Raw genomic sequence first — 22530 nt, 5'->3', positions numbered from 1 at the left:
TTGGCTGGTGCGTTCGGGACCGATTTAGGTTTGAGCGAAAAGGTCAATTGAGTAACAAGTAATTGGGGCGGAACATAACGCCAGATCACGGAGCGGTCTAAAGAGATGAATTCGATCCGGATCTGAGGAAATTTTAGGCAAAAGGTAACGTATGGCTTCGCGACGCATTGGTCAGATCTTTGTCGACCTTGGTTTTATCACTGACGAGCAGTTGGAGTTGTTGCTAGAAGAGCAGCAGCAACAGCCTGGCATCTTGCTGGGCAAGCTTGCCGAGGACATGGGGGTCATCAATGAAGACCAGCTTGCGCAGGCGTTAGCCGAGCAGATGAATATGCAAGTTGTTGCGCTGGAGAGCATGACTTTCCCGCCCGACTTAGTGGAGAAGATCAGCGAGTCGATGGCACAGTTGTATCGTGTCGTGCCTGTAAAGTTTGATGGAAATCGACTTACCGTTGCGACTTGCGATCCTCAGAACTTGAACATCCAAGACGAATTGCGAACGTTCTTGGGATTCGATATTGAAATGGCGGTGTCGACTGAGCGAGCTATTAACGCGGCCATTGAGCGTTACTATTCTTCGGAGTCGGAGAGCGTCGAGAAGCTGGTCAAATCATTAGCCGATGACGTCGAGCTCGAAGAAGCAGCGCGGGCGCTGACCGGCGATGGGCCATTTGACTTGGACGGTGCCGAGGCGTTGGCCGATAGTGTGCCGGTTCGCAAGTTGCTGAACCTCGTGTTGTTGTTGGCGATTAAGGACCATGCTAGCGATATTCACTTTGAGCCGTTTGAAGATGAATTCCGCATCCGTATCAAGGCCGAAGGTGTGCTTTACGAAATGGTGCCGCCGCCTCGTCACCTTGCGTTCGCGATTACGACGCGCATCAAAGTCATGGCGAACTTGGATATTGCCGAGCGTCGCTTGCCGCAAGACGGTCGCATCGAATTGATGGTGGGTGGTCACCCGGTTGACTTGCGCGTCAGTGTTTTGCCGACAATGTTTGGCGAAAGTGTGGTTATGCGAGTTCTTGATCGTAGCGTGGTTTCGCTGTCGCTTGATAAGGTTGGTATGGATGATGTTACGATGCAGGGGTTCCGCAAGATTATGGAGCGCCCTAACGGTATCGTGTTAGTAACGGGTCCCACCGGCAGCGGAAAAACGACGACGCTTTACTCAGCGCTGTCTGAGCTGAATGAGATTACTGAAAAGCTGATCACCACCGAAGACCCAGTCGAATACGACATCGACGGTATTGTTCAGATTCCAATCGACCACGATGTTGGGATTACGTTTGCGGCCTGCTTGCGCGCAATCTTGCGGCAAGATCCGGACATTATTCTAGTCGGTGAAATTCGTGACTTAGAGACCGCGGAGATTGCTATTCAAGCTTCGCTCACCGGTCACCTTGTGTTTAGTACGCTGCACACCAACGATGCTGCGAGCACGATTACCCGCTTGAAGGACATGGGGATTCCGACCTTCTTGATAACAGCGACTGTGGAAGCCGTTTTGGCTCAACGTCTGGTTCGCCGGATATGTTCCAATTGCCGGGAGGAGACGGAAGTTTCGCAAGAGATGCTGCTTGAATTGGGGATCAAACCGGGTGAAGAGGGTGATCACAAGTTTTATCGCGGCGTCGGTTGCAATAACTGCAACAACACAGGCTATAAAGGCCGCGTGGGGTTGTTCGAACTCATGGTGATGAATGATGAAATGCGTGAGTTGATCATGGCAAATGCACCTACCGATGACTTGCGAGCGATTGCTACCCAGTACGGAATGATTCCACTACGTGATTACGGATTGAAGTTTGTTTTTGAGGGCGTAACGACCGCCGATGAAGTTGTCCGCGAAACGGTGCACGACGCGTAGCGTTTGCACTCTAGTTTATTATTTTGTTTAGTTTTTAGCACTGATTTTTAACAAGACCATCGTCCTGCAAGTATATCCGCAGTATTAGGACACCCAGCCATGCCAATTTATCAATTCGAGGCAATGGACCGCACCGGTCAAGAGATCAAAGACGTTATTGAGTCAGGCAGCGAAGAAGAAGCGCAGACCACAATACGTCAGATGGGATACTTCGTCACGAAGATCTCTCTGAAGAAGTCGGCCGCGTCGAAAGCCAGAGGTCCGCAGCGCAAGAAACGCAGCTTTGCTATCGGCGGTGCCAAGACCAAGCACATTTCGACTTTCACACGTCAGCTGTCGATTCTTCAGGATGCTGGTTTGCCAATTCTGCGGTCGCTCAAGATTCTTGAGAACAACCAGAAGCCGGGCAAGCTGAAGAATTCGTTGATGGATGTGTGCGATGAAATCGAAACGGGCTCGACGCTTTCGGAAGCTCTTAGCAAGAGCCCCAAGGTTTTCTCGCGTCTTTATGTGAACATGATCAAGGCCGGTGAGGCGGGCGGTGCACTTGAAACGATTCTGAAGCGCTTAAGCGAATTCCTTGAGTCGTCCGAATCGCTCAAGCGTAAAGTCAAAGGCGCGATGATCTACCCGATCGTCGTCATGCTGGTCGCCGTTATTATTTTGGCGCTGATCATGGCGTTCATCGTGCCGCAGTTTAAGAAGATGTTCGAAGACTTCGAAGTCGACTTGCCTGCCGTCACACAGTTGTTGATCGCAATCAGCGACTATGTGGTGACCTATTGGTTCATGATGATTTTGATTCCAGTCACTTACTGGTTGATTATCAAGTTGGGACGAAAGTTTACGCACGGACGAATGGGCTTTGACCAGTTTATCATCAAAGTGCCAGTCTTCGGCTCTCTGGTAGAACGGAACATTTTGGCTCGTACCACGCGTACGCTCGGTACATTGGTGACCAGTGGTGTGCCGATTCTGGAAGGATTGAACATCACTCGTGAGACCAGCAACAATGCGGTCTTTGAGCGAATCTATAACAAGGTGATTGAAGCGATTCGTGAAGGTGAAGTCATCGCGAAACCGATGAAGGAACATTCCACGTTGGGAATGCACCCAGTCGCAGCTCTGTACTGGGTGTTGATGGGGTCTTTCCCCGGTGTGATGGTCATGTCGGTTGCGTTGACGGCCGGTCGCGGTGTTAAGGGTGAAGGTAAAAAGACCGGCGCAGCTGCGACCGCTCACTCGGCAACCAACACAGCGATGATCAATATGGCGCTGCAAATCATGGCGGTCGGTGCCGCAATCGCGCTGGCCCTCTGGTTCTTCAAAACACGCTCGCGAGTTATCGACGACTTGGTTGTGAACATGGTCGACGTCGGTGAAGAGACCGGTGAATTGGATACGATGCTTTATAAAGTCGCCGACAACTATGACGAAGAAGTCAAGGTTATGACAGAAGGTTTGACCAAGCTGGTTGAGCCGCTGTTGATCGTCTTTTTGGGAACGGCTGTTGGATTCATCGTGATTGCTTTGTTCATGCCGATGATTGAACTGATTCAAACGTTGAGCGGTTAGTGTTGATGCGTTTGCCAAGCAATCTGCAAGGTTGCTTGGCTGCTTTTTCGCCTGTTGCAAGACGGACGAGACAGCGATGGTTGTTCAGTCAGGATTGTCAGTTTCACATGTTGCGGATTGTTTGGGCGGCGTAAAACCCGTCGTCATCATAAAATAGGGCGTAGAAAGATGAAACGCGTTTTCCCCTCGTCTAACAGGTTCGGCTTTACGGTAGTGGAGCTGATGGTGGTGATTGCCATCATCGGCATCTTGGCGGGCTTGCTATTGCCGGCTTTGCTAGGTGCGATAACAAATGCTAGGAAAACTGCCATTAAGCTCGAGATCGATTCGATCGCCGAAGCGGTTGAAAAGTATCGAGACAAGTACGGTGATTACCCGCCTGACGGGACGTCCTGGGAAGTTTTCAAGCGACACGTCCAGAAAGCGTTCCCACAGATTCTGGCAAGTGAGCTTGCATTGTTGGATCCAACGATTGGTAATACTGCGGCAGGTACTGTCCAAGAAAATTTTCAGTCTGTCCCTGGGCCATGCATCCGTAACAGTTCCGACACACTTTTGTCAGGCGGTTCAATACCTGTCAGTGATTATAAAGTAATGGATGCGCCCGAGGCTTTAGTGTTTTTCCTGGGCGGGTTCAGTTCTGATCCGAAGAAGCCATTTACTGGTCGCGGCGGGCCTTTTGTGGAAATCTTGGACGGAGCGGTTTCCTACGACCCCAAGCGATATGGCTATAACGTATCACGGGAGAACCCATTGTTTGAGTTTGACACGGGACGTCTGACCCTTGCAAGCGGTGCCGCCGGGATCACTTTCAGTAATGATGAAGAGCGCTACTTTACGGCTTCTGTTCCAGCAGATACCACAACTGATTTGCTCCCGGTCTATATTCAGCGTTATGGTGATCGCGATTCATCGTGCCCTTATGTCTACTTCGATAGCCGGACATATACTGCCAACAAATCTGGACAACCTTACGTAAACTTTTATCAGCGAACTGCGATTAATACAGTTCCAACAGGTACCGGGGAAGCTGACGTTGATCAGTTCGGAGCGATCTATCCTTTCTATTCTGATCAATTGAACACGAGTCGCAAAGGTTTACCTGGGATTCCATTTGCCTCGACGGCTACCGGAAGTGATCTATTCAATTTCTTGCGCTACGAATTTGTTAATCCTACCAAGTTTCAACTGCTCGGGCCTGGTATTGATGGCAAGTACGGTGGTCGGCTTGTCGGCGAAGTTCGGCGTACGAATGCCGTAGTGAACTTGCAACAGACGATGTTCCGATTCCCTTCTGGAGAATCGATCAACAGCACGGCGCAGTTATACACAAGCTTCCGCCCTGCTCCGATTTACAACCAAACGCCTCAAGCGGTTGCGCCGGCCATTATGAGCCGAATGGTTGACAACGTCGCTAACTTTAGTGCTCAAACGCTTGAGAGCGGTGCGCGTTAAGTCTAGGCGGTATAGCGTTTGCGTTATTTTCATAATTGCGAATTGTCGTCTTTATCAGCGTCAATGTGAAACGATTGTCGCAAAATGCAAAGAGGCGGAATTGCAGTGTTAAGAGGTAGTGAAGTTATGCGTTACGAAGTTAAGAGAATCGAACCAATGGTTGCAAGCGATCCTAATCGCGTGCGTGCCGGTTCGTCGTTGCGCAGCCGTGGCTTTACTCTGATTGAATTAATGGTCGTGATGATCATCGTTTCAATCTTGACCAGCCTCAGCTTTGTGGCCCTGCGAGGCGCTCAGCAAGACAGCAACTATGCCAAGACGCGAGCCACGATTCGCAAGATTGAATCGATCATTACCGATCGCTTCGAAGAGTACCGTAACATCGGGTTGGATTATAGTATTCAGGCCGGCACTTACACGTCCACCTCGTTGCCTCGTGCTGGTACGGGAAATCAGTTCAACAATGGCGGCGTTTCTGACGGCCTTCTTCACGCTCGAATTAGGCTTGGTGTCTTACGAGACTTGATGCGACTAGAGATGCCAGACACTGCGGGAGACATTGTGCGATATAACGGGACAAACTTTGTGTTCCGTTCGCCGAACAGCTTTCCTTCGGGGTACACCTATATCCCGAACGGAAGTTCCGTAACTGTCGCGTTAAATAATGCTCCGCGATACTCGCAGCTGCAGTCCGTTTTGTTTAACCGCCACGGTTTTTTGAGCAGTGGAGTTCGTTGTCTAAATCCAGGTATTTTCGAGCGTAATTTTAACGCTGAATTATTGTTTCTGATCGTCGAATCGTCTTATGTCGCTGGAACGTTCGGAATCGAATCCTTTTCGGATTCTGAGATTCGCGACACAGACAATGACGGCTTACGTGAGTTTGTGGATGCATGGGGGAATCCGATTCAGTGGCTGCGATGGCCTGCTGGGTATTTCGACGATGCAGAACGCTCTCAAACTGGAGGGAGTCTGAAGGGTAGTGCTTCAGCATTTGTGCTGAACAGGTACGATCCAGATCCGCTTGCAAGCCAAGTCGGAGGACAAGCGGTTTTTGCGAAAGACGATTTCGATCCTACGAGTGCAGATATTGGTTATCTGTCAAATGATATTGGGAATCATCCTACGGCCCCGTTGCGACCATTGATCGTCTCGCCCGGCCCGGATGGACGAACAGGTCTGCGATTCTTCTGGACTGGGAGCAACGCTCAGGCTGGTTTGTCCAGTCTCTTCACTGTTGCAGATGCGCAGTGGAGTGGAGCGGCTTGGCCCGATCCATTTTATCCGAGACCTGGTACATGGACTGGTTATGATGAAGACTACAATCAGAGTCTGGGCGGGGTTTTGAATGTAGAACTCGATGGTACTGACGTGCCAGTGGGATTTGAGGCGACGGGGGCGTTTATTCCAGAACCTAGTCCTGACGTGCTCACCAATCCGCTGGTCCGTAGGCTGGTTTCCGACAACGTTACGAACTTTGACGAGCTGGGAGGTGCATTATGAGCTTAACTGCACGCTCAACACATGTAATGTCTAAGTCGCGTAGCGGATTGTCGCTGATCGAGCTTTTGATTGTTATGGGGATCATGACGCTGTTGGCAGCGGTAACGCTCCCGACTTTCCGAACGGTTATGAACCAGCGGAAGACGAGTCAAGCTGCAATTGTCGTTCGTAATATGCTTGAGGCTGCCAGAGCGCGTGCTGTGGCTCAAGGGCGTCCGGTGGCTGTGGTATTGGAGCGGCTTTCGTCGCGTGCTGGGCGTGATACGACGGGTTCGTTGGTTTCATTAACGGCTTCGTCTACTGACCTTGCCTCAAACTTTTCGGTTTATAACACGAGTATTCGGTTGAGCTTGGCCGAGGTTCCGCCTCCTGCCATGTTCGACAATATTGTGTTTAGTCTGGTTGGTCCAGTGTTGACGATTTCACCAGTGCCGGCGGACGAACGGCTACGTCGTTTACTGACAATCGGTGCCGAGCTTGAGTTTGTCGAAGCGCCTGGCATGGGGCGTCGACTGCGTGTGGAAGAAGTGGCATTCAACGGCGGGTCTGTCGATATGGTGGTCAATAATTTTGGCGAGCCAAATTTACCGTTTGCCTCGACCACGGATCCCGCTGCTTATTCCCTAACATCTCGGATGGGAAAGCGGAACGTGTTTTTGCCTCGACTGCCAGACTTTGCAACCACGCCTGCCGGAACGCGGATGTTGGTTTACTCCTTGCCGCAGCCAATTTCGTCGTTAGTCGTCGATATGCCTCGCGGGACATGTGTAGACCTGTCGCTGAGCGGTTTAGCGAACGACAGTGATGTTGTTTTAAGAGATCAGACGGTTCAGAATCTTCGTGATTTGCGACGTTTGTTTGCTTCGGACTGGTCTTACTCGTTGACTCCGCCAACTCCGGCGCAATTGCGTCCAGTCTATTTAATTTTTGGTCCTAATGGCCTATTGAGCTCGGTTATGTCAAACGATTTCAACGGCCTCAATGGCGACTTCCAAATTCGTGAGTATACGACCTTGGAAGATGTCTATTTGTTTGTCGGGCGAACTGATCAGGTGCTGGGTAGTCCGACTGGGATTGCGGATGAATTTAATCCGGATGTTCTGGAAACAAATCGCGAGAAGGCAAACTTGATTGATGCAAGCTGCAATTGGATTCGCATCTCGCCATCTTCGGGGGCAATCTCGTTGGCAAACGTTGCACCCTTTGATTCGCCTCCCTTCGACCAGTTGACTCTTTTCGGCAATAACACACCGATTGGGCAGTTGTTGTATCAATCCCGACAATCTTCGTTCACGGATGAGGCAACCGCACAATGATCGCTAAAAATATGTTGAATGGAAAAATACAGAGAGCTAGTCGCCGCTGGGGTGTTACGATTGTCGAAGTCCTATTCGCAATGGTGATTGCACTGATCGGTTTGACCGGAGTGCTTGCGATATTGCCATTGGCCAGTCGCCAAGCTGCGGATTCGTATACTTTGAATCAAGCGACGTCGACTGCCTTAGGGGCTGCCGCCGAGATAACCGCGCGGGATAGTGTCGCACCGACGACGCAGCAGCCGTGGTGTTACGATGAAGATGATGACGATCCAACTCATAGTCCAAATGTTAACTCAAATTTGCCATTGCGCGGGGCATTCGCCTACAAGCCAGTAACCTCCATCGGCGACATGTACGAAGGCTTGATTTTGAAAGCTAGTACTAGGCTTGGCCAACAACCGACGCAAAAATTTATTCGTAGACAAGTGTATGGCCAAGGCTTTTGTTTTGATCCGCTATATTACGGAAGCTTGAACTCCGAAATGAATGGTGGGACGCGGTTACCAGCCTATCTCAAATCCGATCATATAATTCGGCGAACGACGTTTCCTTTTGTAAATGAGAATTGCGACGTTCAATTTGATACCACTGCAAACCAATTCCGTTTTTATCTCAATGGGACTTCGACATTATTAAACCCTAATATCAATCCGGTCGCGTTGCCTTCGCCAGGTGCGAGGTTGATTCGCGTATCAGCATGGTCGCCATCATTCTTAGGACCGGTACGGAAATCGATTGCGAATGCCTTGGTCGGCGGTCTTGGAGATTTGATTCGAGCGACTAATCAGCAAGACGAGAGCTTCGGTGCGATTCGTGAGTTTCAAGGTGTCGACAACTTTTCGCTGATTTCGTCTGCGGCTTCCAATAACCTAACATGGTTTGGAACGCTAGTTCCAAACGAGTCGCCTAGCGATGCTGTCCCATCGAACTTCATGTTGTCGGTTGTGATTTGCAATCGTCGTGACACCGGTTTTGAATTGCCGGCTCCAACGTTGCCAGGTACGGACGAGTTGCCAAATTTCGAAAAGGTAGTCTTGTGTACCGCTCCGACAACAACGCAAACTGCTGGAGTGTTACCAACCAATCATCCTCCGACAGCTTTTGCCCATTTGCCCATGAGCAACGGTGGCGTATTGAACGTCGAAATGTTTAGTGACGATCGAACTTCCGCGAATCTGCGTGTTGGGGCTTATGTGATGTTGTCGAGGACGATGCGATACAGTCCTCCCGACGTTGCGGTAAATGGTCCGCGATTTGTTTATCGGCACAAGTGGTATCGGATTGTTGGGGTCGATGATCGCGATGCGTGGCCGCGACTTGTAACATTGCAAGGGCCTGCCTGGAATTACCCAGAGTTACCGGCTGCTCCAACACCAGCGCAGTTGTCGGAGGCTAGAACCATTGCGACGATCGTGCCGGATGCCGTTGCGGTATATGAATATCCAATAACTGTCGGCAATTAAGACAAGCCAAACTCATCTAATGCAATCTTGCTAAGGCGATCCGATGAAGACTAATGTTAGGGGAAACGCCATGAATATTCGACGTGGTAGATCAAATCCGCATCTCGTACTGCGCAATCATAAGAACCGTCAAGGTTTGGTGTTGTTAGTTGTGCTAGGCATGCTTGGGCTATTTAGTCTGCTTGCGGTAACGTACGTCGTATTCTCTGGTCAATCTCGTTCTGCCAGCGTCACGATCAATCGTGCCAAGATGCAGAGCAATATGAAGATCATCTACGATCCAGATATCATCCCGCTAATCCTGCGCGGTACAAACGATAGCCAGTCGGCTTTGGCAGGACACTCGTTGCTTGGTGACGTCTATGGTCGACATGCGGTTGAAGGTTTCGTGAGAGATTACCTTGCGGGGTTCGCAGGCTATTCGTCAACAGCACGCAACGATTGGTACAACGCTCCCCATGGTGCAGTGTTAGTTGGCGCACAGGAGCGACCTGCGATTGGCAACACGACATCCAGCGAAGCCATGTTCCTGAAGGTATCACTCAACCACACGGGGGTAAGCATCTCGGGTACCGGTTCGACGACGCTGGCAATCTACGACGACGCGTATAATGCGCGAATCTTCACCATGCTTGAAGGACCACTCCAGGGCTATTCGTTTCGCATTCTTAAATATGTTGGGGACGAGAACAACACGATTGTCAACACTCCGGTTGATCCACTTGCCTACTCAGTCTTGATCGATCTGAACGAGTTGCCTGCGGACGCTATCTTTAGCGGCGCGATCAACACCGGAACAGTGCAAACCATTGCCGTCGGATTGCATGAATGGTTGGCACGATCTCCGACAGCGTTGTTTTACAATGCGAATGGTCAAGGCTATAGGTATTTGATCAATGACGCTGTATACAACGGCATTGGCTATGGCTTGAATCCCGAAGACGGGAATTTGACTCAGCGTATCATTGATCCCGATACGTTGCAGCAATTGCCGCTGGCTCCAGATGGTACCATTATACCAGTCGGTTTGCTGCCAAACATGGAATACATGCAATTGCGGGATGTACTTGGTTCTACGAACGAAGGCTACGACGTTGCGGACTACAGAGATTATTGGTTGTCGCACCTCAACCCAAATGGTGACGGAGTATACGAGCCGGCTGATATTATCCCGTCGTACCATCGTCCCGCTCTGGTGAATTACATTGTATCGCGCTACGGAGGGCTTGGAAATGTTGGTGCTTTGACGTACGCGCAGCTTCGTGAAATGTTCGTTTTCTTGGACTATGCGTGTGCTCGACCAATTCCAATTGTCTTTGGTAGCGAAGCTGCTGTACCAGGTCGACCAACGCATGCATCATTTGCAGCGGGAACAATAGAACCGGTCGTAATTTCGAATAGCAGTTGGCCATCAGCCGCAGAGGAAGCAAATGTTACCACTCTGCTAGAACGGCTTATGGGTATTAATCCGAACGGTTCGGCTTGGGACGTTGACAACGATGGAGAAGGTGTGCCGGAAAGCATTTGGCAGGACCCACAGCTACCAACTATTACCGCACCTGACGGACGAACTCTAAAAATTATGACGGCGATTCATATCGAAGACCTCGATAGTCGTATCAACGTCAATCTTGCAGGGGATACGTTGCAGGCTTTCGAAGAATATCAAACGCCTTTGTCACCTGCGAACACGCCTTATCCGAGCGTTTTCGCAAGAACGAATACGACAGCCATCGGAACCGGTTTCAATTACTACTTGCCTCAAGGAAGCGGACTTGGGCCGGCGGAGATTGGGTTCGGGCATTTGTTACAAAACTTTGCGCCACCCTACACGGCGATTCAACCTGCACAGCTTGATTTCGTACGTGCTTTGATGCGAGCAAGGCATGGCGATGACTCGGCGAGTACAACGCCTTACCAATTGACGGGCGTGCCAGGCAAACTGTTCGATCCAATGTCGAATTCCGGCAATGACTGGGTGAGCAGCATCTTTGAGCGTGGCATGACAGAGCGGAGCTACTTCTGGTTTGGTAATGGTATCGCGCCTCGCGGTGGTTATCCATTGATGACACGCGGCCGCGCCGCTTGGGGGATCGATCGCAACGGCAACATGGCCATGTACCGGCCGATGATCGATGATCCTTCTAGTACGGTCTTTCAACCCGACGAATTGTCTAATGATCCGTACGAATTGTCACAAAACGCAACACCCCAAGATCAGCCATTCACATTGGCTGAACTTGAACGTCTGCTCCGCCGCTTTGATAGTGACACCAGTGCCTTGTCGGACCGACTGCTGACGATTCTGCAGCGCGATGCAAACTGGAGCAATATGGCGGAAATCAATCGCGTTATTACAACGCGAAGCCATGAGTTGCGACAAGCACCGATTGGATTTGCAGGGCGTGATCAAGACAACATTTTGCCTGATGCAGATCCAAGAGTCAGGCCGCAAGTCGTAGGGAGCATGCTTGAGTGGATTGCTTTGTTATACGAGCACCAATACCGCGTTATCAACGACGCTGGTCAGATGGAGAGCGGCGACAATGACCCATCCATGCGGAAGAATCATGTGGATGCGACTCAACTGCCACCGTTCAATCCCGACATCATTCGAGCTCTGTTCCCTGTCGAATTCCGACACGGATTGAGAATGAATTTGAATCGTCCGTTTGGCAATGGTTTCGATAACGATTCCACGGTTGATTTCGATGGTGCAAACGGCAACGATGCGGTATCTGTCGATGATCCCACTGAACTTGCCATTAGCGGTGGATTTAACGAGAAAGAGCCGTACTTAGCTTACTCCCCATCGCCTACGGGCAACTATGACATTGTCGCGTGGGACGAACGGGTTCCTGCACTACAGCGTTATCCATATAGCGGATATACCGCTGCGCAACCTAACGCGACGGTGCCTCCAACGCCGCCACGTACCAATCTTCAATCACGTCAATTGTTTGCTCGACAATTGTACTGCCTTGCGCAACTGATTGTTCCGCAAGAGTATATGTTCCCATCTATGAATGGTCTGACTCAATATAGTCGTGATTGGTACAAACGCCGAGCCAGAACACTTGCGCAATGGGCTGTAAACGTCGTCGATTTCCGTGATTCGGATGCAGTGATGACGCGATTCGATTACGACTGGTTGCCATTTGGTATCCGAGCGAATGCAGCAGGTACTACAACGCAAGGCGCGTGGAACTACGGTAAGGATCCAGGTTGGTCGCCCGACGCCGGAGACGTCGTTTGGGGTATGGAATATCCCGAAATGCTTTTGACCGAAACCCTGGCGTTCCATGATACGCGAGTCCGCGAAACGACTCGAAATACTACCAACATGCCTGCGCCGTCGCAATTTCGTATTCCGCAAGGCTCTTTGATGATCGAGTTGGTGAATACGCGAACCAATGCACCGCTGGATAACCAAGAGATTCCGGCTGTACCTAAAGAACTATATATCAACAATGCTGGAATTGTGTCGTTGAATTTAGCTCAACTCGCTCCTGCACCGACTGCTCCAACCGCTCCCACGTTCGGAGTTCAACCAGTATGGCGAATTGGGGTAACTCCGGTGCAAGGGCAGCCTGGTGCGCCACTCACACCTTATGACCAACTGCTCAACACAGGGGGCGGCGGTGGGAATGCGCGAACTCCATCTTCGATCTCTCAGCTCGCTCAAGAGAGTACGAATCAAGTCAGCGAAATCGGGAATATGCAATTTAACGGGCTCTATAGCGATTTAGCTAATCCTACAACACCACTAGAATTCGAACGCGTTATTTGGTTTACGAATCAGAAACCATCTCAAATCAACGACCCATTCGTCAATGCTGCCGAGATTCCAAACCTGATCGGTAATTCCACAGGGGTAGCGGCGGATCACAAAGTTTTCGTCAATAAGAGTCCGATCACGGCGGGTAATACAGCATTGCCAACCGGTTCCTATTTTGTGATCGGCCCTCGCGAACGAACGTTCATCGGTTCGAGAGCCGCTGTGGATCAAAATACTGACCAGCCGGAATACGAACCAAGCGCGCAAGAAATTCGAATTAGCGCCAATGACGTACGAGCTTTCCGAATTGATGGAACTTTGGTGAATGATCCGTTGTTTACCGCAAACCGCATCAAGCCCACAATTACGCAAATCGCTCAGGCAGATCCACCTGATCCTAGCTGGCAAGATGTCTCAATTGTTAATGCGCCGTTAGACTTGAATGAAGGAATTGGTTTAAGCGTCTCTGAGCCACTTCCTGTTCCCGGAGTGACTCCTGGCTTTCGATACTATCCAATGCCAGACAGTCAGCTAAGCACGGCGCCTGGATCTGGTTATGAGACACGTCGTCCTGACGCATTCGAAGATCTTTCGTCTGGTCAAAGCTTGAGTACGGCCCTACTCGATGAAGATCCCACCATCAATCCAAACTTACAATCCGTGTTTAATCTTCACCAAACACACGCGGATTTCAGAACCATTTACCTGCAACGGCTGGCGGATCCAATGCAGCCGTACGATCCCGACTGGAATCCTTACATTACGATTGACACGATGAGTGTCGATTTGACCTTGTTTACCGGCGAAAATGACTCGCAAGCTTACGGGACTGTGTCGCAAGGAACTTTCGCCTTTGAATCTCGATTCAAGGATGGACAAAGCATGGATGGTCGACGAGTGGAGAGCAATAACGTTGCGCCAACTCCACCGACGGTCTTCAAGCCAGCGCAAGGCAATGTTGGATCTTACTTCTCGGCATCCACTGCTCAGCTTTCACCGACTTTAGCGAACGGTGCACACAGCGGTGCTGTCTATTTCAATTACGAACTTGGTTATCAAGACCCAGCGTCCCAGAATACTCCGATAGACTACTCGAGTACGACTTTGGGTTATCTTAACATCGGCCATACGCAGTTTGGTGGTGGTGCTTACGATGGGTTTGGCGAACCTCAAGCGTTCACAGGAGCGCTTTATGGTTTCACTGGAACGCCCGATCCTAATTTTTGTATGCCAACGAATTTGTTCTGGCCTAACAGACAATTCACCAATGCATCGGAGTTGATGCTGGTCCCCTACACCGCTCCTGGACAACTTGGTGCCGTATTTACTAGCGCGCTCGGATTGACGAATCCACCTGCGACGAATGTTTACGGCGATTCCGAGGGCTTGATTGGAACGTTCGGGCATCTATTCAACTTCTTCGATAGCAATGTCCGCTCGACGACGCTGCCGAATCCGCCAGTCCAAGTGAACGATCTCAATGCAGCGCCGCGGCGTGAACCGTATTGGATGCGGAAAACTGTCGGCGAAACTTATGCTGTTCCACCTCGAGCATCGACTATGCGAGCCGACCTCGGTCTATTGCTCGAGCTAGTTGAGACTACGCCTCGCTATCGCGAGACAGCGGAGATCATGAATCCGATCGCGATTGATCGAAATGCTCAAGGGGTAAATGCGAACAATCATCCTAGTTCAACTGTGATTGACACGATTCGAGATCGAATGTTGGTTGATTTTCATTCGCCGTATAACTTGCGTCAGTCCTATACAAATCCTGGCAAAGTCAACATCAATACAATCACAGACGAACGCGTTTGGAATGGTATTGATTTCAATGCACTTGAGTCAACTGTGCCAATTGGCGGTCCATACTCGCCGCGTCAGACGGCTACTGGGTTACCGCAATGGCCTGAAATAGTTCGGCATCGTCGCGGTTACACGCCTAGCGGACCTAACAATTTCGATGATGACATGCCAACGCAATTCGCCGGTGCATGGAGATCTCCTTTCTCGTCAAACATTACGCCACCGATTCCAGATGCCGAACTGCGGCGTTTTCGACCGGACACCGATAATACGGTTACCAATCGTCGACCGTTGGACGTTGCCAATCCGTTGTTTCCAACTGGCAGTGAGGCACTCTTAAAGTCCAACTCGCCGTTGGTCGAACAGGTTGCGCAGCCGCTGTTGACTTATCAACGCTTCGGGCGGCTTACGAATTTGGTTACCAACCAGTCGAATGTGTTTGCTGTTTGGATTACGGTAGGACTATTCGAATGGGATCCCGTTGCAGGGCTTGGTGCCGAGTACGTGGGTACGGGCGGAAGACCTGAACGACAACGTAGCTTTTACATTATCGATCGAACTGTGCCTGTCGCGTTCCGAGAGGGCGATTCGTTCAATACCGAAAAAGCAATTCTGCTACGTCGGTCAATTCAACGATAATGCTGCAATACTCGCGTGGTTGTTCGCGTAGGGTGGGCCAAACGGCACGCAGTCTTACGCTGTTCCGCTACGATTGCTTTGCCAGACGCATTTGCGCTGGCAAAAGCTCGACCAAATTGGTCGCAATCAATTGCTCGACGTCGTCGGTTAGCAATCCATAGTAAATAGGCAGCTCAGGCGCAAACTCAGACAAAAACTGTCGGCAGGCTCCGCAAGGGGAAACGCCGGTCGGTGAGACAATCACGATTCCTCGCCAATCGGCTTGTTGGGCAGCAATCGCCGTCGATGCTGCAACGCGTTCAGCGCACAGAGTAACACTGAACGAGGCATTTTCAACGTTGCAACCGCTGATGATCTTGCCATCGGCCAGCAGAATCGCAGCCCCCACGGTGAACTTGGAGTATGGCGCATAAGCTCGATTGGCGGCCAACTTCGCCGCTTTCAATAGCTCCGCTAGCTCTGCTGGATTGGGGCTCATCACTGAATTTGGAAGGCTTCGTTCAGCCATTTTCGTGCTACCTCGGACTTGGAATCGGAATCGCTGTAAATTTTGCAAAGCGGTTTCAGGGCGTCGACATGCTGGCCTGGTTCGACCAGCATCTTGAGTCCGACGCGGTGATCAATCTTTTGGCCAACTTCGCTGCGACCACCGCCAAGCGATATTACAGCCATGCCGACATTGTAACAATTGACACTGATCAACTGGCCAGCCTGGGACGCGTGGAAGTCGGTCTCGGCGGCTAGCTTTGGTAATGCTTTGAGGTTTCCTCCCTGAGCCGACACCATTTCTTCAAAGCGTTGCATGGCGGCGCCGCTGTCGATAAGCTTCCTGAGTTGCGACAGTGCTGCCTCCCGATCCATCTCTGGTGAGCAACTTTGTAGGATGTCGGCACACAGGTCTAAAGTGAGTTCTGTAATGCCAGCGGGTCCCCTACCCTGTAAGATGTCGATCGATTCAAGGACTTCATTTAGGTTGCCAACCATTTCGCCCGTTGGGAAATTCATGTCGTTGAGGCGTGCGGTTGTCTTAACACCGAACTGCTCACCAACACTTGTGAGTGCCGCCGATAGTTGTTCAGCAAGTTCCCGCGTTTTCATGAACGCGCCACTGCCGTACTTAACATCCAAGGAAAGTGCGTCGAGCGATTCAGCCATTTTCTTGGACATGATGCTGCTGGTGATCAGCGGTATCGCCGGAACTGTTCCCGTAACATCGCGGAGCGCATAGAGCATTCGATCGGCCGGTACGATGTCTTGAGTCGTGCCAGTGATGACGCACCCGATCGATTGGAGTTGTTGATTTATTTCGGACTCGGACAAGTTCGTACGATAGCCTGGAATAGCTTCCAATTTGTCGAGCGTGCCGCCTGTAATTCCCAGACCACGACCGCTGAGCATAGGAACATCGAGGTCGCAGCATGCTAGCAGTGGTGCCAAGATCAAAGAGACTTTATCGCCCAGGCCGCCGGTAGAATGTTTGTCGACGCGAGGGCGGTCGGTAACACGCTCCAGCCGCTTTCCGCTCGCAAGCATGGCACGTGTTAGGAGCGATATCTCTTCGCTATCCATACCGCGGCAACAGACGGCCATTGTAAAAGCGGACATCTGGTAGTCTTTGACCGAGCCGTCTGTAAAGCCCGAGATGATCGCCGAGATTTCGTCGGAGCTGAGTGCGTATCCATCCCGTTTACGCTCAATGACACTGATAGGATTAAACATGATGTTGGAGCTCGGTGGTGAAATGGACGGCTGTGGTGTGATCGCGAGTTGCAGGCAGAGAGCACGCATTATCCACAAAAACTGCCGTTTTCCCAGGTCTTAGCAGTGGTCCCCGGACAAGTTCATCGTTTCTTTTGAACTGGTAGAGATGACTCTGGGGGCAGTGGGACGAACGCAGCCCGTTGGGCATGCGGTTAAACGAGTTGAACGGAAGCAGCCGATTTCGATTACGACGCTAGTGACTCATGGTCCACTACACGAGGCGTTTTGGATTGTGGCCATAACGCTAGAATGTTTGCGAGCAGCACGAGCGAGCCTCCGGCGGCGATGGTGGTATTAAACTGCTCGTTGGCATATGCGACGCCGCTCATGACGCTCAACGCGGCCGGGAGGACCATTGCCCAGCATGACGCGAACAGTGGTTCCAAGGTGTAGATTACGGCCGCTTGCGTTGCTGTGACCATCGGCTGATATTTGTTCATCCAGTAAAAAGCGATCAGCGAGGGGATCAACGCCAGGATGGCAATCAAGATCATGACTTCCGGCTTACTTGCAATCGAAAGCCAGCCAGTGGAGTTTTCGGTGATGCCAGGACTTGCAATACCAAACACAGCAGCGGACAGGAGAATGCTCGCCGCGAACATACCAGGCGTGAATGCCGCAGAATTCTGGTTCTTGCCAAGCCGATCAACGAGCAAAATTTGGACGCTAAAAAACGCTGCTCCAAGAATTGTGATGGCATCGCCCCAGGCCCAGCGGGGAGAATCGTCCAGGGCACTCGCCCCCACGCCCGAATTGAGATCTAACAAACCCGTCAAGATCGCAACGCCAAGCAAAGCAATAAATGCCCCAGCAATCGCGCTTAGTCTGGGAAGTCGTTTTTGGATCAGAGTTCCGATCAGCGGAGTGATCACGACAGTCAGACTCGTCAAGAATCCGCTGCGAGATGCCGGAATCGTGGCCAGCCCGATAACTTGGCAAAGCAAACCGAGGAAGAAAAAAGTTCCGATCGCAGCTCCAGCGGCCAAGTGGTAGCCCCTGACTTGCAGCGATGTTTTGCGAAAGACGAGCAGAAAAAGCACTAGGGCGATCGAAAAACGGACGGCGATCATCCAGGCTGCCGAGCTGATGCGGAAGAGATTCGAACCGTCATCACTGCTGGTATTGAAGTGCGAATCAAAAAGCTGATTGATGCATTTCATGATCGGAAATGAAGCTCCCCACATCGCGTTGACCGCGATAAGGGCAGCGATGGCTTGGCGGCGATCTGTCTGAAGCGTTGATGTTTGCAACATGGGAGGAAAATGATCTGGCTGCGAAGTGGGAATCGCAACGATGCTCGGTGGGAAAGAACTTGTTTGAGAGGTAAACTGAGGAGTCTCCCGCTACGACTCCAGAAGGAAAGCAACCATGACACCCACTTCCCGCCACATGTTCACTTGCTTCATTGCATGCTTTGCCCTGCTGGGATTGGCAATTTTGAATAGCGGCCAAACTTATGGCCAGGACGATATTCTGCTTAGCCAAACCGATTTGAATGCCAGTGTGGGGGAAGTGAAAGCGACGGCGCGCGACTTGTCGGCTGCGTTTCGCGATGCTGCTCAACGGATTATGCCATCGGTGGTAGTTGTCTTGGCAAAGCGAGCGGATGTCAATGAGACGCTGGACCAGCTGCAACTGCTGGACGATTCAACTTCCAATTTCAGTGCGGGTTCGGGGGTGATTATTAGCGAGGATGGCTGGATCGTGACTAACAATCACGTTGTAAAAGATTCCTCGCTAGTCCGAGTCCGGCTTTCCGATGGTCGGGAGTTCACGGGTACCGATTTAAAATTTGATCCGGCGAGCGATTTGGCGACTTTTAAGATTACAACGCCAGACCCTTTGACGGCGGCGGTGATGGGAGATTCCTCCGAGATGGCCGTGGGGGACTGGGTTATTGCGGTTGGAAGTCCTTTTCTGTTGGAGCAGACTGTCAGCGCCGGAATCATCAGCGGAAAAGCTCGGCCGCTCAAGGGGATGGTCAGCGGACAATTATTGCAAACGGACGCGTCGATTAATCCGGGGAATTCCGGCGGCGCACTCGCAAATTTGGATGGCGAGCTGATTGCGATTAACACGGCGATCGCTTCAGATAGCGGAACGTTCCAAGGCGTTGGTTTTGCGATTCCGACTTCGCGCGTAAAGTGGATCGTCAGCGAATTGCAGTCGCGCGGGATGGTTCGTCGGGCGACCTTGGGAGTTACGACGGTGGAGATACCTCAGCAAGTCGCAATGCAGTTGAATCTTCCCATAAGGGGTGGTGGGGCTTATGTGGTCCGCGTTCGATACGATTCGCCTGCTGCAAAAGCTGGGCTGCAAAGTGGTGATGTAATCCTGCAGATCGCCAGTCAGGCCGTCCGCAGTCCCAACGGGTTGGCGTCCATCGTCGAACAGTCGCCGATTGATGAGCCACAGATCATCGAGCTGATTCGGAATCAAAAGCGTATGGAGGTGAGCGTCACGTTGGAAGCCAAGGATTAGGCGTTTACGCCTTGCGTTGTGGCCAATAGAGACGATAATCGCCGCCAAAGTTTATCGATGCGGAACCTGGCACTCGGGTCGCCAACGATATTTGATTCATCCTTAATTTTGAGCGGGAGTTGACTGCATGGCTTTGGTTCCACTACGCAAGGTTCTTGACCACGCGGCAGAAAATAACTACGGCGTTGCTGCTTTCAATGTGAATAACATGGAGCAGATTCAAGCGATCATGGAAGCGGCCAAGGAAACGGATTCCCCTGTTATTATTCAAGCGTCACGTGGCGCGCGATCGTACACCAATGACAATTTTCTGCGTCATTTGATGATCGCTGCGACCGAACTGTACCCGAATATTCCAACCGTAATGCATCAGGATCATGGTAATTCGCCAGAGACCTGTTTGTCTGCAATCGAAAACGGCTTTACGTCCGTCATGATGGACGGCTCGTTGAAAGAAGACGGCAAAACGCCAGCCGACTACGATTACAACGTCGCGGTTACCAAGAAGGTTGTTGAACTGGCCCACGCACGTGGTGTCAGTGTAGAAGGTGAACTTGGTTGTTTAGGTTCGCTGGAAACCGGTGGTGGTGAAGCTGAAGATGGCCACGGTGCCGAGGGCGTGCTGAGCCACGATCAACTGCTGACCGACCCTGAAGAAGCAGAACGTTTTGTAAAAGAAACCAACGTTGACGCGCTCGCCGTCGCGATCGGTACCAGCCATGGTGCTTACAAGTTCACTGCGAAGCCGACGGGTGAAGTTTTGGCGATGAGTCGCATTGAAGAAATTCACAAGCGTCTGCCTAACACACACTTGGTCATGCACGGAAGCAGTAGCGTTCCACAAGAGCTGCAAGATGTGATCAACAAGTTTGGTGGCAAAATGAAGCAGACTTACGGCGTGCCTGTTGAAGAAATTCAACGTGGTATCAAGAGCGGTGTTCGTAAGATCAACGTCGACACCGATTGCCGCATGGCTATCACCGGTGCTATTCGCAAGGTGTTGATGGAATCGCCAGAGAAGTTTGATCCACGTGATTACCTGAAGCCAGCACGCGAAGCGATGAAGCAAGTGTGCATCGCTCGCATGACGGCGTTTGGTCAAGCTGGTAATGCAGGCAAGATCAAGTAAGTTTGCTTTAGCTTTTCAACAGACGCCAAACCGGAGGGCTTGCGCCCTACCGCTACAAATCTCGCATTTTAGCGGAACGGCGCAAGCCGTCCGGTGTCACGAATATAGCGGAACGGCGCAAGCCGTCCGGTGTTACGAAACCGAAGGGCTCGCGTCCTACCGCTCCAACTGATTTGCGGAAACTGTTTCAGGACAATTCGTTAATAGCTTCCCGGATCGCATGCAGTCTGGTTTCGCGGCCATGCGACACGGTTCAGTGGCTTTTCCCCTTCTCAATGGTTTCATGTTGCAAAGCGCTTGCTGCTTGCTGTGTTTACGCCACTTGTAAGACCACTTCCCGCTGAATGGACGCCGCAGTTCGTCTTAACCAAAATTGGCAGTTTGCCCTATCCCTGCCTTCTTCACAGCTCTCAAGTGCATCCGACGCTAGGACGCTTCAGCTACTTGGGAGTCGATCCTTATGATGTGTTTAGGCTTGAGCAGCCGGTCGTTGATCCGCTTGCCGGGCTAGCCCAACGCTTAACTTCTATTCCTGCCCAAACGAGTGTCGCCGATTTGCCTCCGTTTCAAGGCGGTGCTATGGGGATGCTTTCGTATGATCTATGTCGATGTTTTGAACGGGTAAATGCCGCTGCTCATGACGAGTTTGGATATCCGCTCATACTGATTGGGTTTTATGACGTCGTTTTCGTCTGGGATCATGTGCTTGAGAAGGGTTGGCTGGTTTCCCAGGGGTTGCCTGCTGTAAACCCTGACGACCGTTCGGCGAGAGCCGCGAAAAGAGCGGACGATCTGATGGCGGCTGTTTCGTCTGGCGCGAAGACCGTTCATGTGGCATCTGATGGGAAGTTCGCTCCAACGCCTCACGGCACAGCCCATGGATTGACGGCTCCGCAATTTGATACGCGCCTATCTCGAGAATGGATCGGAAGCTTTGATTCGACCGGATTGCAAACCGCAGTATCTGCTGTTCGTGAATATATTGCGGCGGGGGATGTGTTTCAGGTCAATATTGCGCAGCGACTTATTCGGCTGGCCGCTTGTAGTTCCGTCGAGCTTTACCTTGCGTTAAGCCAACAGTCGCCGGCGCCGTTTGCAGGATATTTTGACGGCGGAGATTTTCAGATTGTGAGTTCGTCCCCGGAGCGCTTTTTGAAAGTAGATCGAGAGCGATGGGTTGAGACGCGACCGATCAAAGGGACGCGTCCTCGGGGGAAAACGGATGCCCAGGACGAACTGTTGTATCGCGAATTGTACGGTAGCGAAAAAGATCGCGCCGAGAACACGATGATCGTTGACTTGTTGCGTAATGATCTCTCACGAGTGTGCGAAAGCAATAGCATTGAAGTTCCGCAGTTGTGTGAGGTTGAAAAATATCCGCAAGTGCATCACTTGGTAAGTGTCATACGCGGTCGATTGAGAGCTGGCGTCGACGTGACTGATTTGCTGGCGGCAACCTTTCCAGGTGGTAGCATAACTGGAGCGCCTAAAGTTCGAGCGATGGAGATAATTGCGGAATTGGAACCGACAAGTCGTGGCCCTTACTGTGGTTCGCTCGGATATATTTCGTTGGACGGAAGCAGTGATTGGAATATCCTTATTCGTACGATCATGGCCAAAGATGGCTGGTGGCAGTTCAACGTCGGCGGCGGAATTGTTTACGACAGTGTTCCGCAGCAAGAAGAGGAAGAGACGTGGACTAAAGCCAAAGGAATGGTAGCTGCCATCGATCAAATAACCAGCAATTAGGC

Annotated in this window: 13 protein-coding genes; 10 read left to right on the top strand and 3 right to left on the bottom strand. The window is 51.3% G+C overall.

Annotated elements, in window-relative coordinates; translation table 11 throughout:
• Nucleotides 1-151: 151 nt before the first annotated feature.
• The 7 genes from SH451x_RS20750 (at nucleotide 152) to SH451x_RS20720 (ending at nucleotide 15408) form a co-directional block, all read left to right on the top strand.
• Entirely contained in the window at nucleotides 152-1870 is a 1719-nt protein-coding gene (locus tag SH451x_RS20750) for a GspE/PulE family protein (protein ID WP_479359032.1), read from the top strand.
• A gap of 99 nt (nucleotides 1871-1969) precedes the next feature.
• Nucleotides 1970-3445, top strand: a complete 1476-nt coding sequence (locus SH451x_RS20745) for a type II secretion system F family protein (protein WP_479359031.1) — start codon at nucleotides 1970-1972, stop codon at nucleotides 3443-3445.
• 168 nt (nucleotides 3446-3613) lie between these two features.
• On the top strand, nucleotides 3614-4900 hold the full coding sequence (locus tag SH451x_RS20740; RefSeq protein WP_479359030.1) for a type II secretion system protein: 1287 nt from the start codon (nucleotides 3614-3616) through the stop codon (nucleotides 4898-4900).
• 126 nt (nucleotides 4901-5026) lie between these two features.
• Complete coding sequence (locus SH451x_RS20735) at nucleotides 5027-6403, top strand: prepilin-type N-terminal cleavage/methylation domain-containing protein (protein ID WP_479359029.1); 1377 nt, start codon at nucleotides 5027-5029, stop codon at nucleotides 6401-6403.
• Entirely contained in the window at nucleotides 6400-7719 is a 1320-nt protein-coding gene (locus tag SH451x_RS20730) for a pilus assembly FimT family protein (RefSeq protein ID WP_479359028.1), read from the top strand. The genes SH451x_RS20735 and SH451x_RS20730 overlap by 4 nt, the downstream gene beginning before the upstream one ends.
• Nucleotides 7716-9185, top strand: a complete 1470-nt coding sequence (locus tag SH451x_RS20725) for a type IV pilus modification PilV family protein (RefSeq protein ID WP_479359027.1) — start codon at nucleotides 7716-7718, stop codon at nucleotides 9183-9185. Before SH451x_RS20730 ends, SH451x_RS20725 begins: the two co-directional genes overlap by 4 nt.
• A gap of 70 nt (nucleotides 9186-9255) precedes the next feature.
• Nucleotides 9256-15408, top strand: a complete 6153-nt coding sequence (locus SH451x_RS20720; RefSeq protein ID WP_479359026.1) for a hypothetical protein — start codon at nucleotides 9256-9258, stop codon at nucleotides 15406-15408.
• Between the two features lie 67 nt (nucleotides 15409-15475).
• On the opposite strand, the gene cdd is transcribed toward SH451x_RS20720, so the two are convergent.
• The 3 genes from cdd to SH451x_RS20705 all read right to left on the bottom strand — a co-directional run bounded on the left by cdd (nucleotide 15476) and on the right by SH451x_RS20705 (nucleotide 18422).
• Nucleotides 15476-15916 carry a cytidine deaminase gene (gene cdd, locus SH451x_RS20715; RefSeq protein ID WP_479359025.1) on the bottom strand — a complete coding sequence of 147 codons (441 nt, stop codon included), beginning with the start codon at nucleotides 15914-15916 and terminating at the stop codon, nucleotides 15476-15478.
• Nucleotides 15886-17127: a thymidine phosphorylase gene (locus tag SH451x_RS20710; RefSeq protein WP_479359024.1), complete on the bottom strand. Its 1242-nt coding sequence runs from the start codon at nucleotides 17125-17127 to the stop codon at nucleotides 15886-15888. The genes cdd and SH451x_RS20710 overlap by 31 nt, the downstream gene beginning before the upstream one ends.
• A gap of 227 nt (nucleotides 17128-17354) precedes the next feature.
• Nucleotides 17355-18422: a DMT family transporter gene (locus SH451x_RS20705; protein WP_479359023.1), complete on the bottom strand. Its 1068-nt coding sequence runs from the start codon at nucleotides 18420-18422 to the stop codon at nucleotides 17355-17357.
• A gap of 115 nt (nucleotides 18423-18537) precedes the next feature.
• Here SH451x_RS20705 and SH451x_RS20700 point away from each other — a divergent pair, with 115 nt between their 5' ends.
• The 3 genes from SH451x_RS20700 (at nucleotide 18538) to pabB (ending at nucleotide 22528) form a co-directional block, all read left to right on the top strand.
• Nucleotides 18538-19650, top strand: a complete 1113-nt coding sequence (locus SH451x_RS20700; RefSeq protein ID WP_479359022.1) for a S1C family serine protease — start codon at nucleotides 18538-18540, stop codon at nucleotides 19648-19650.
• Between the two features lie 127 nt (nucleotides 19651-19777).
• Nucleotides 19778-20779 carry a class II fructose-bisphosphate aldolase gene (fba, locus tag SH451x_RS20695; RefSeq protein WP_479359021.1) on the top strand — a complete coding sequence of 334 codons (1002 nt, stop codon included), beginning with the start codon at nucleotides 19778-19780 and terminating at the stop codon, nucleotides 20777-20779.
• Between the two features lie 414 nt (nucleotides 20780-21193).
• Nucleotides 21194-22528, top strand: a complete 1335-nt coding sequence (pabB, locus tag SH451x_RS20690) for an aminodeoxychorismate synthase component I (protein ID WP_494410816.1) — start codon at nucleotides 21194-21196, stop codon at nucleotides 22526-22528.
• Nucleotides 22529-22530: the final 2 nt, after the last annotated feature.

The organism is Njordella aestuarii, assembly GCF_056494165.1.
This window is presented reverse-complemented; position numbering and strand designations above follow the sequence as displayed.

Bases quoted from the DNA above. Each gene is read 5' to 3' on its own strand.
- SH451x_RS20735 (WP_479359029.1), top strand. From the start codon at position 5,027: ATGCGTTACGAAGTTAAGAGAATCGAACCAATGGTTGCAAGCGATCCT.
- cdd (WP_479359025.1), bottom strand. From the start codon at position 15,916: ATGGCTGAACGAAGCCTTCCAAATTCAGTGATGAGCCCCAATCCAGCA.
- SH451x_RS20730 (WP_479359028.1), top strand. From the start codon at position 6,400: ATGAGCTTAACTGCACGCTCAACACATGTAATGTCTAAGTCGCGTAGC.
- fba (WP_479359021.1), top strand. From the start codon at position 19,778: ATGGCTTTGGTTCCACTACGCAAGGTTCTTGACCACGCGGCAGAAAAT.
- SH451x_RS20745 (WP_479359031.1), top strand. From the start codon at position 1,970: ATGCCAATTTATCAATTCGAGGCAATGGACCGCACCGGTCAAGAGATC.
- SH451x_RS20700 (WP_479359022.1), top strand. From the start codon at position 18,538: ATGACACCCACTTCCCGCCACATGTTCACTTGCTTCATTGCATGCTTT.
- SH451x_RS20710 (WP_479359024.1), bottom strand. From the start codon at position 17,127: ATGTTTAATCCTATCAGTGTCATTGAGCGTAAACGGGATGGATACGCA.
- SH451x_RS20750 (WP_479359032.1), top strand. From the start codon at position 152: ATGGCTTCGCGACGCATTGGTCAGATCTTTGTCGACCTTGGTTTTATC.
- SH451x_RS20705 (WP_479359023.1), bottom strand. From the start codon at position 18,422: ATGTTGCAAACATCAACGCTTCAGACAGATCGCCGCCAAGCCATCGCT.
- SH451x_RS20725 (WP_479359027.1), top strand. From the start codon at position 7,716: ATGATCGCTAAAAATATGTTGAATGGAAAAATACAGAGAGCTAGTCGC.
- SH451x_RS20740 (WP_479359030.1), top strand. From the start codon at position 3,614: ATGAAACGCGTTTTCCCCTCGTCTAACAGGTTCGGCTTTACGGTAGTG.
- SH451x_RS20720 (WP_479359026.1), top strand. From the start codon at position 9,256: ATGAATATTCGACGTGGTAGATCAAATCCGCATCTCGTACTGCGCAAT.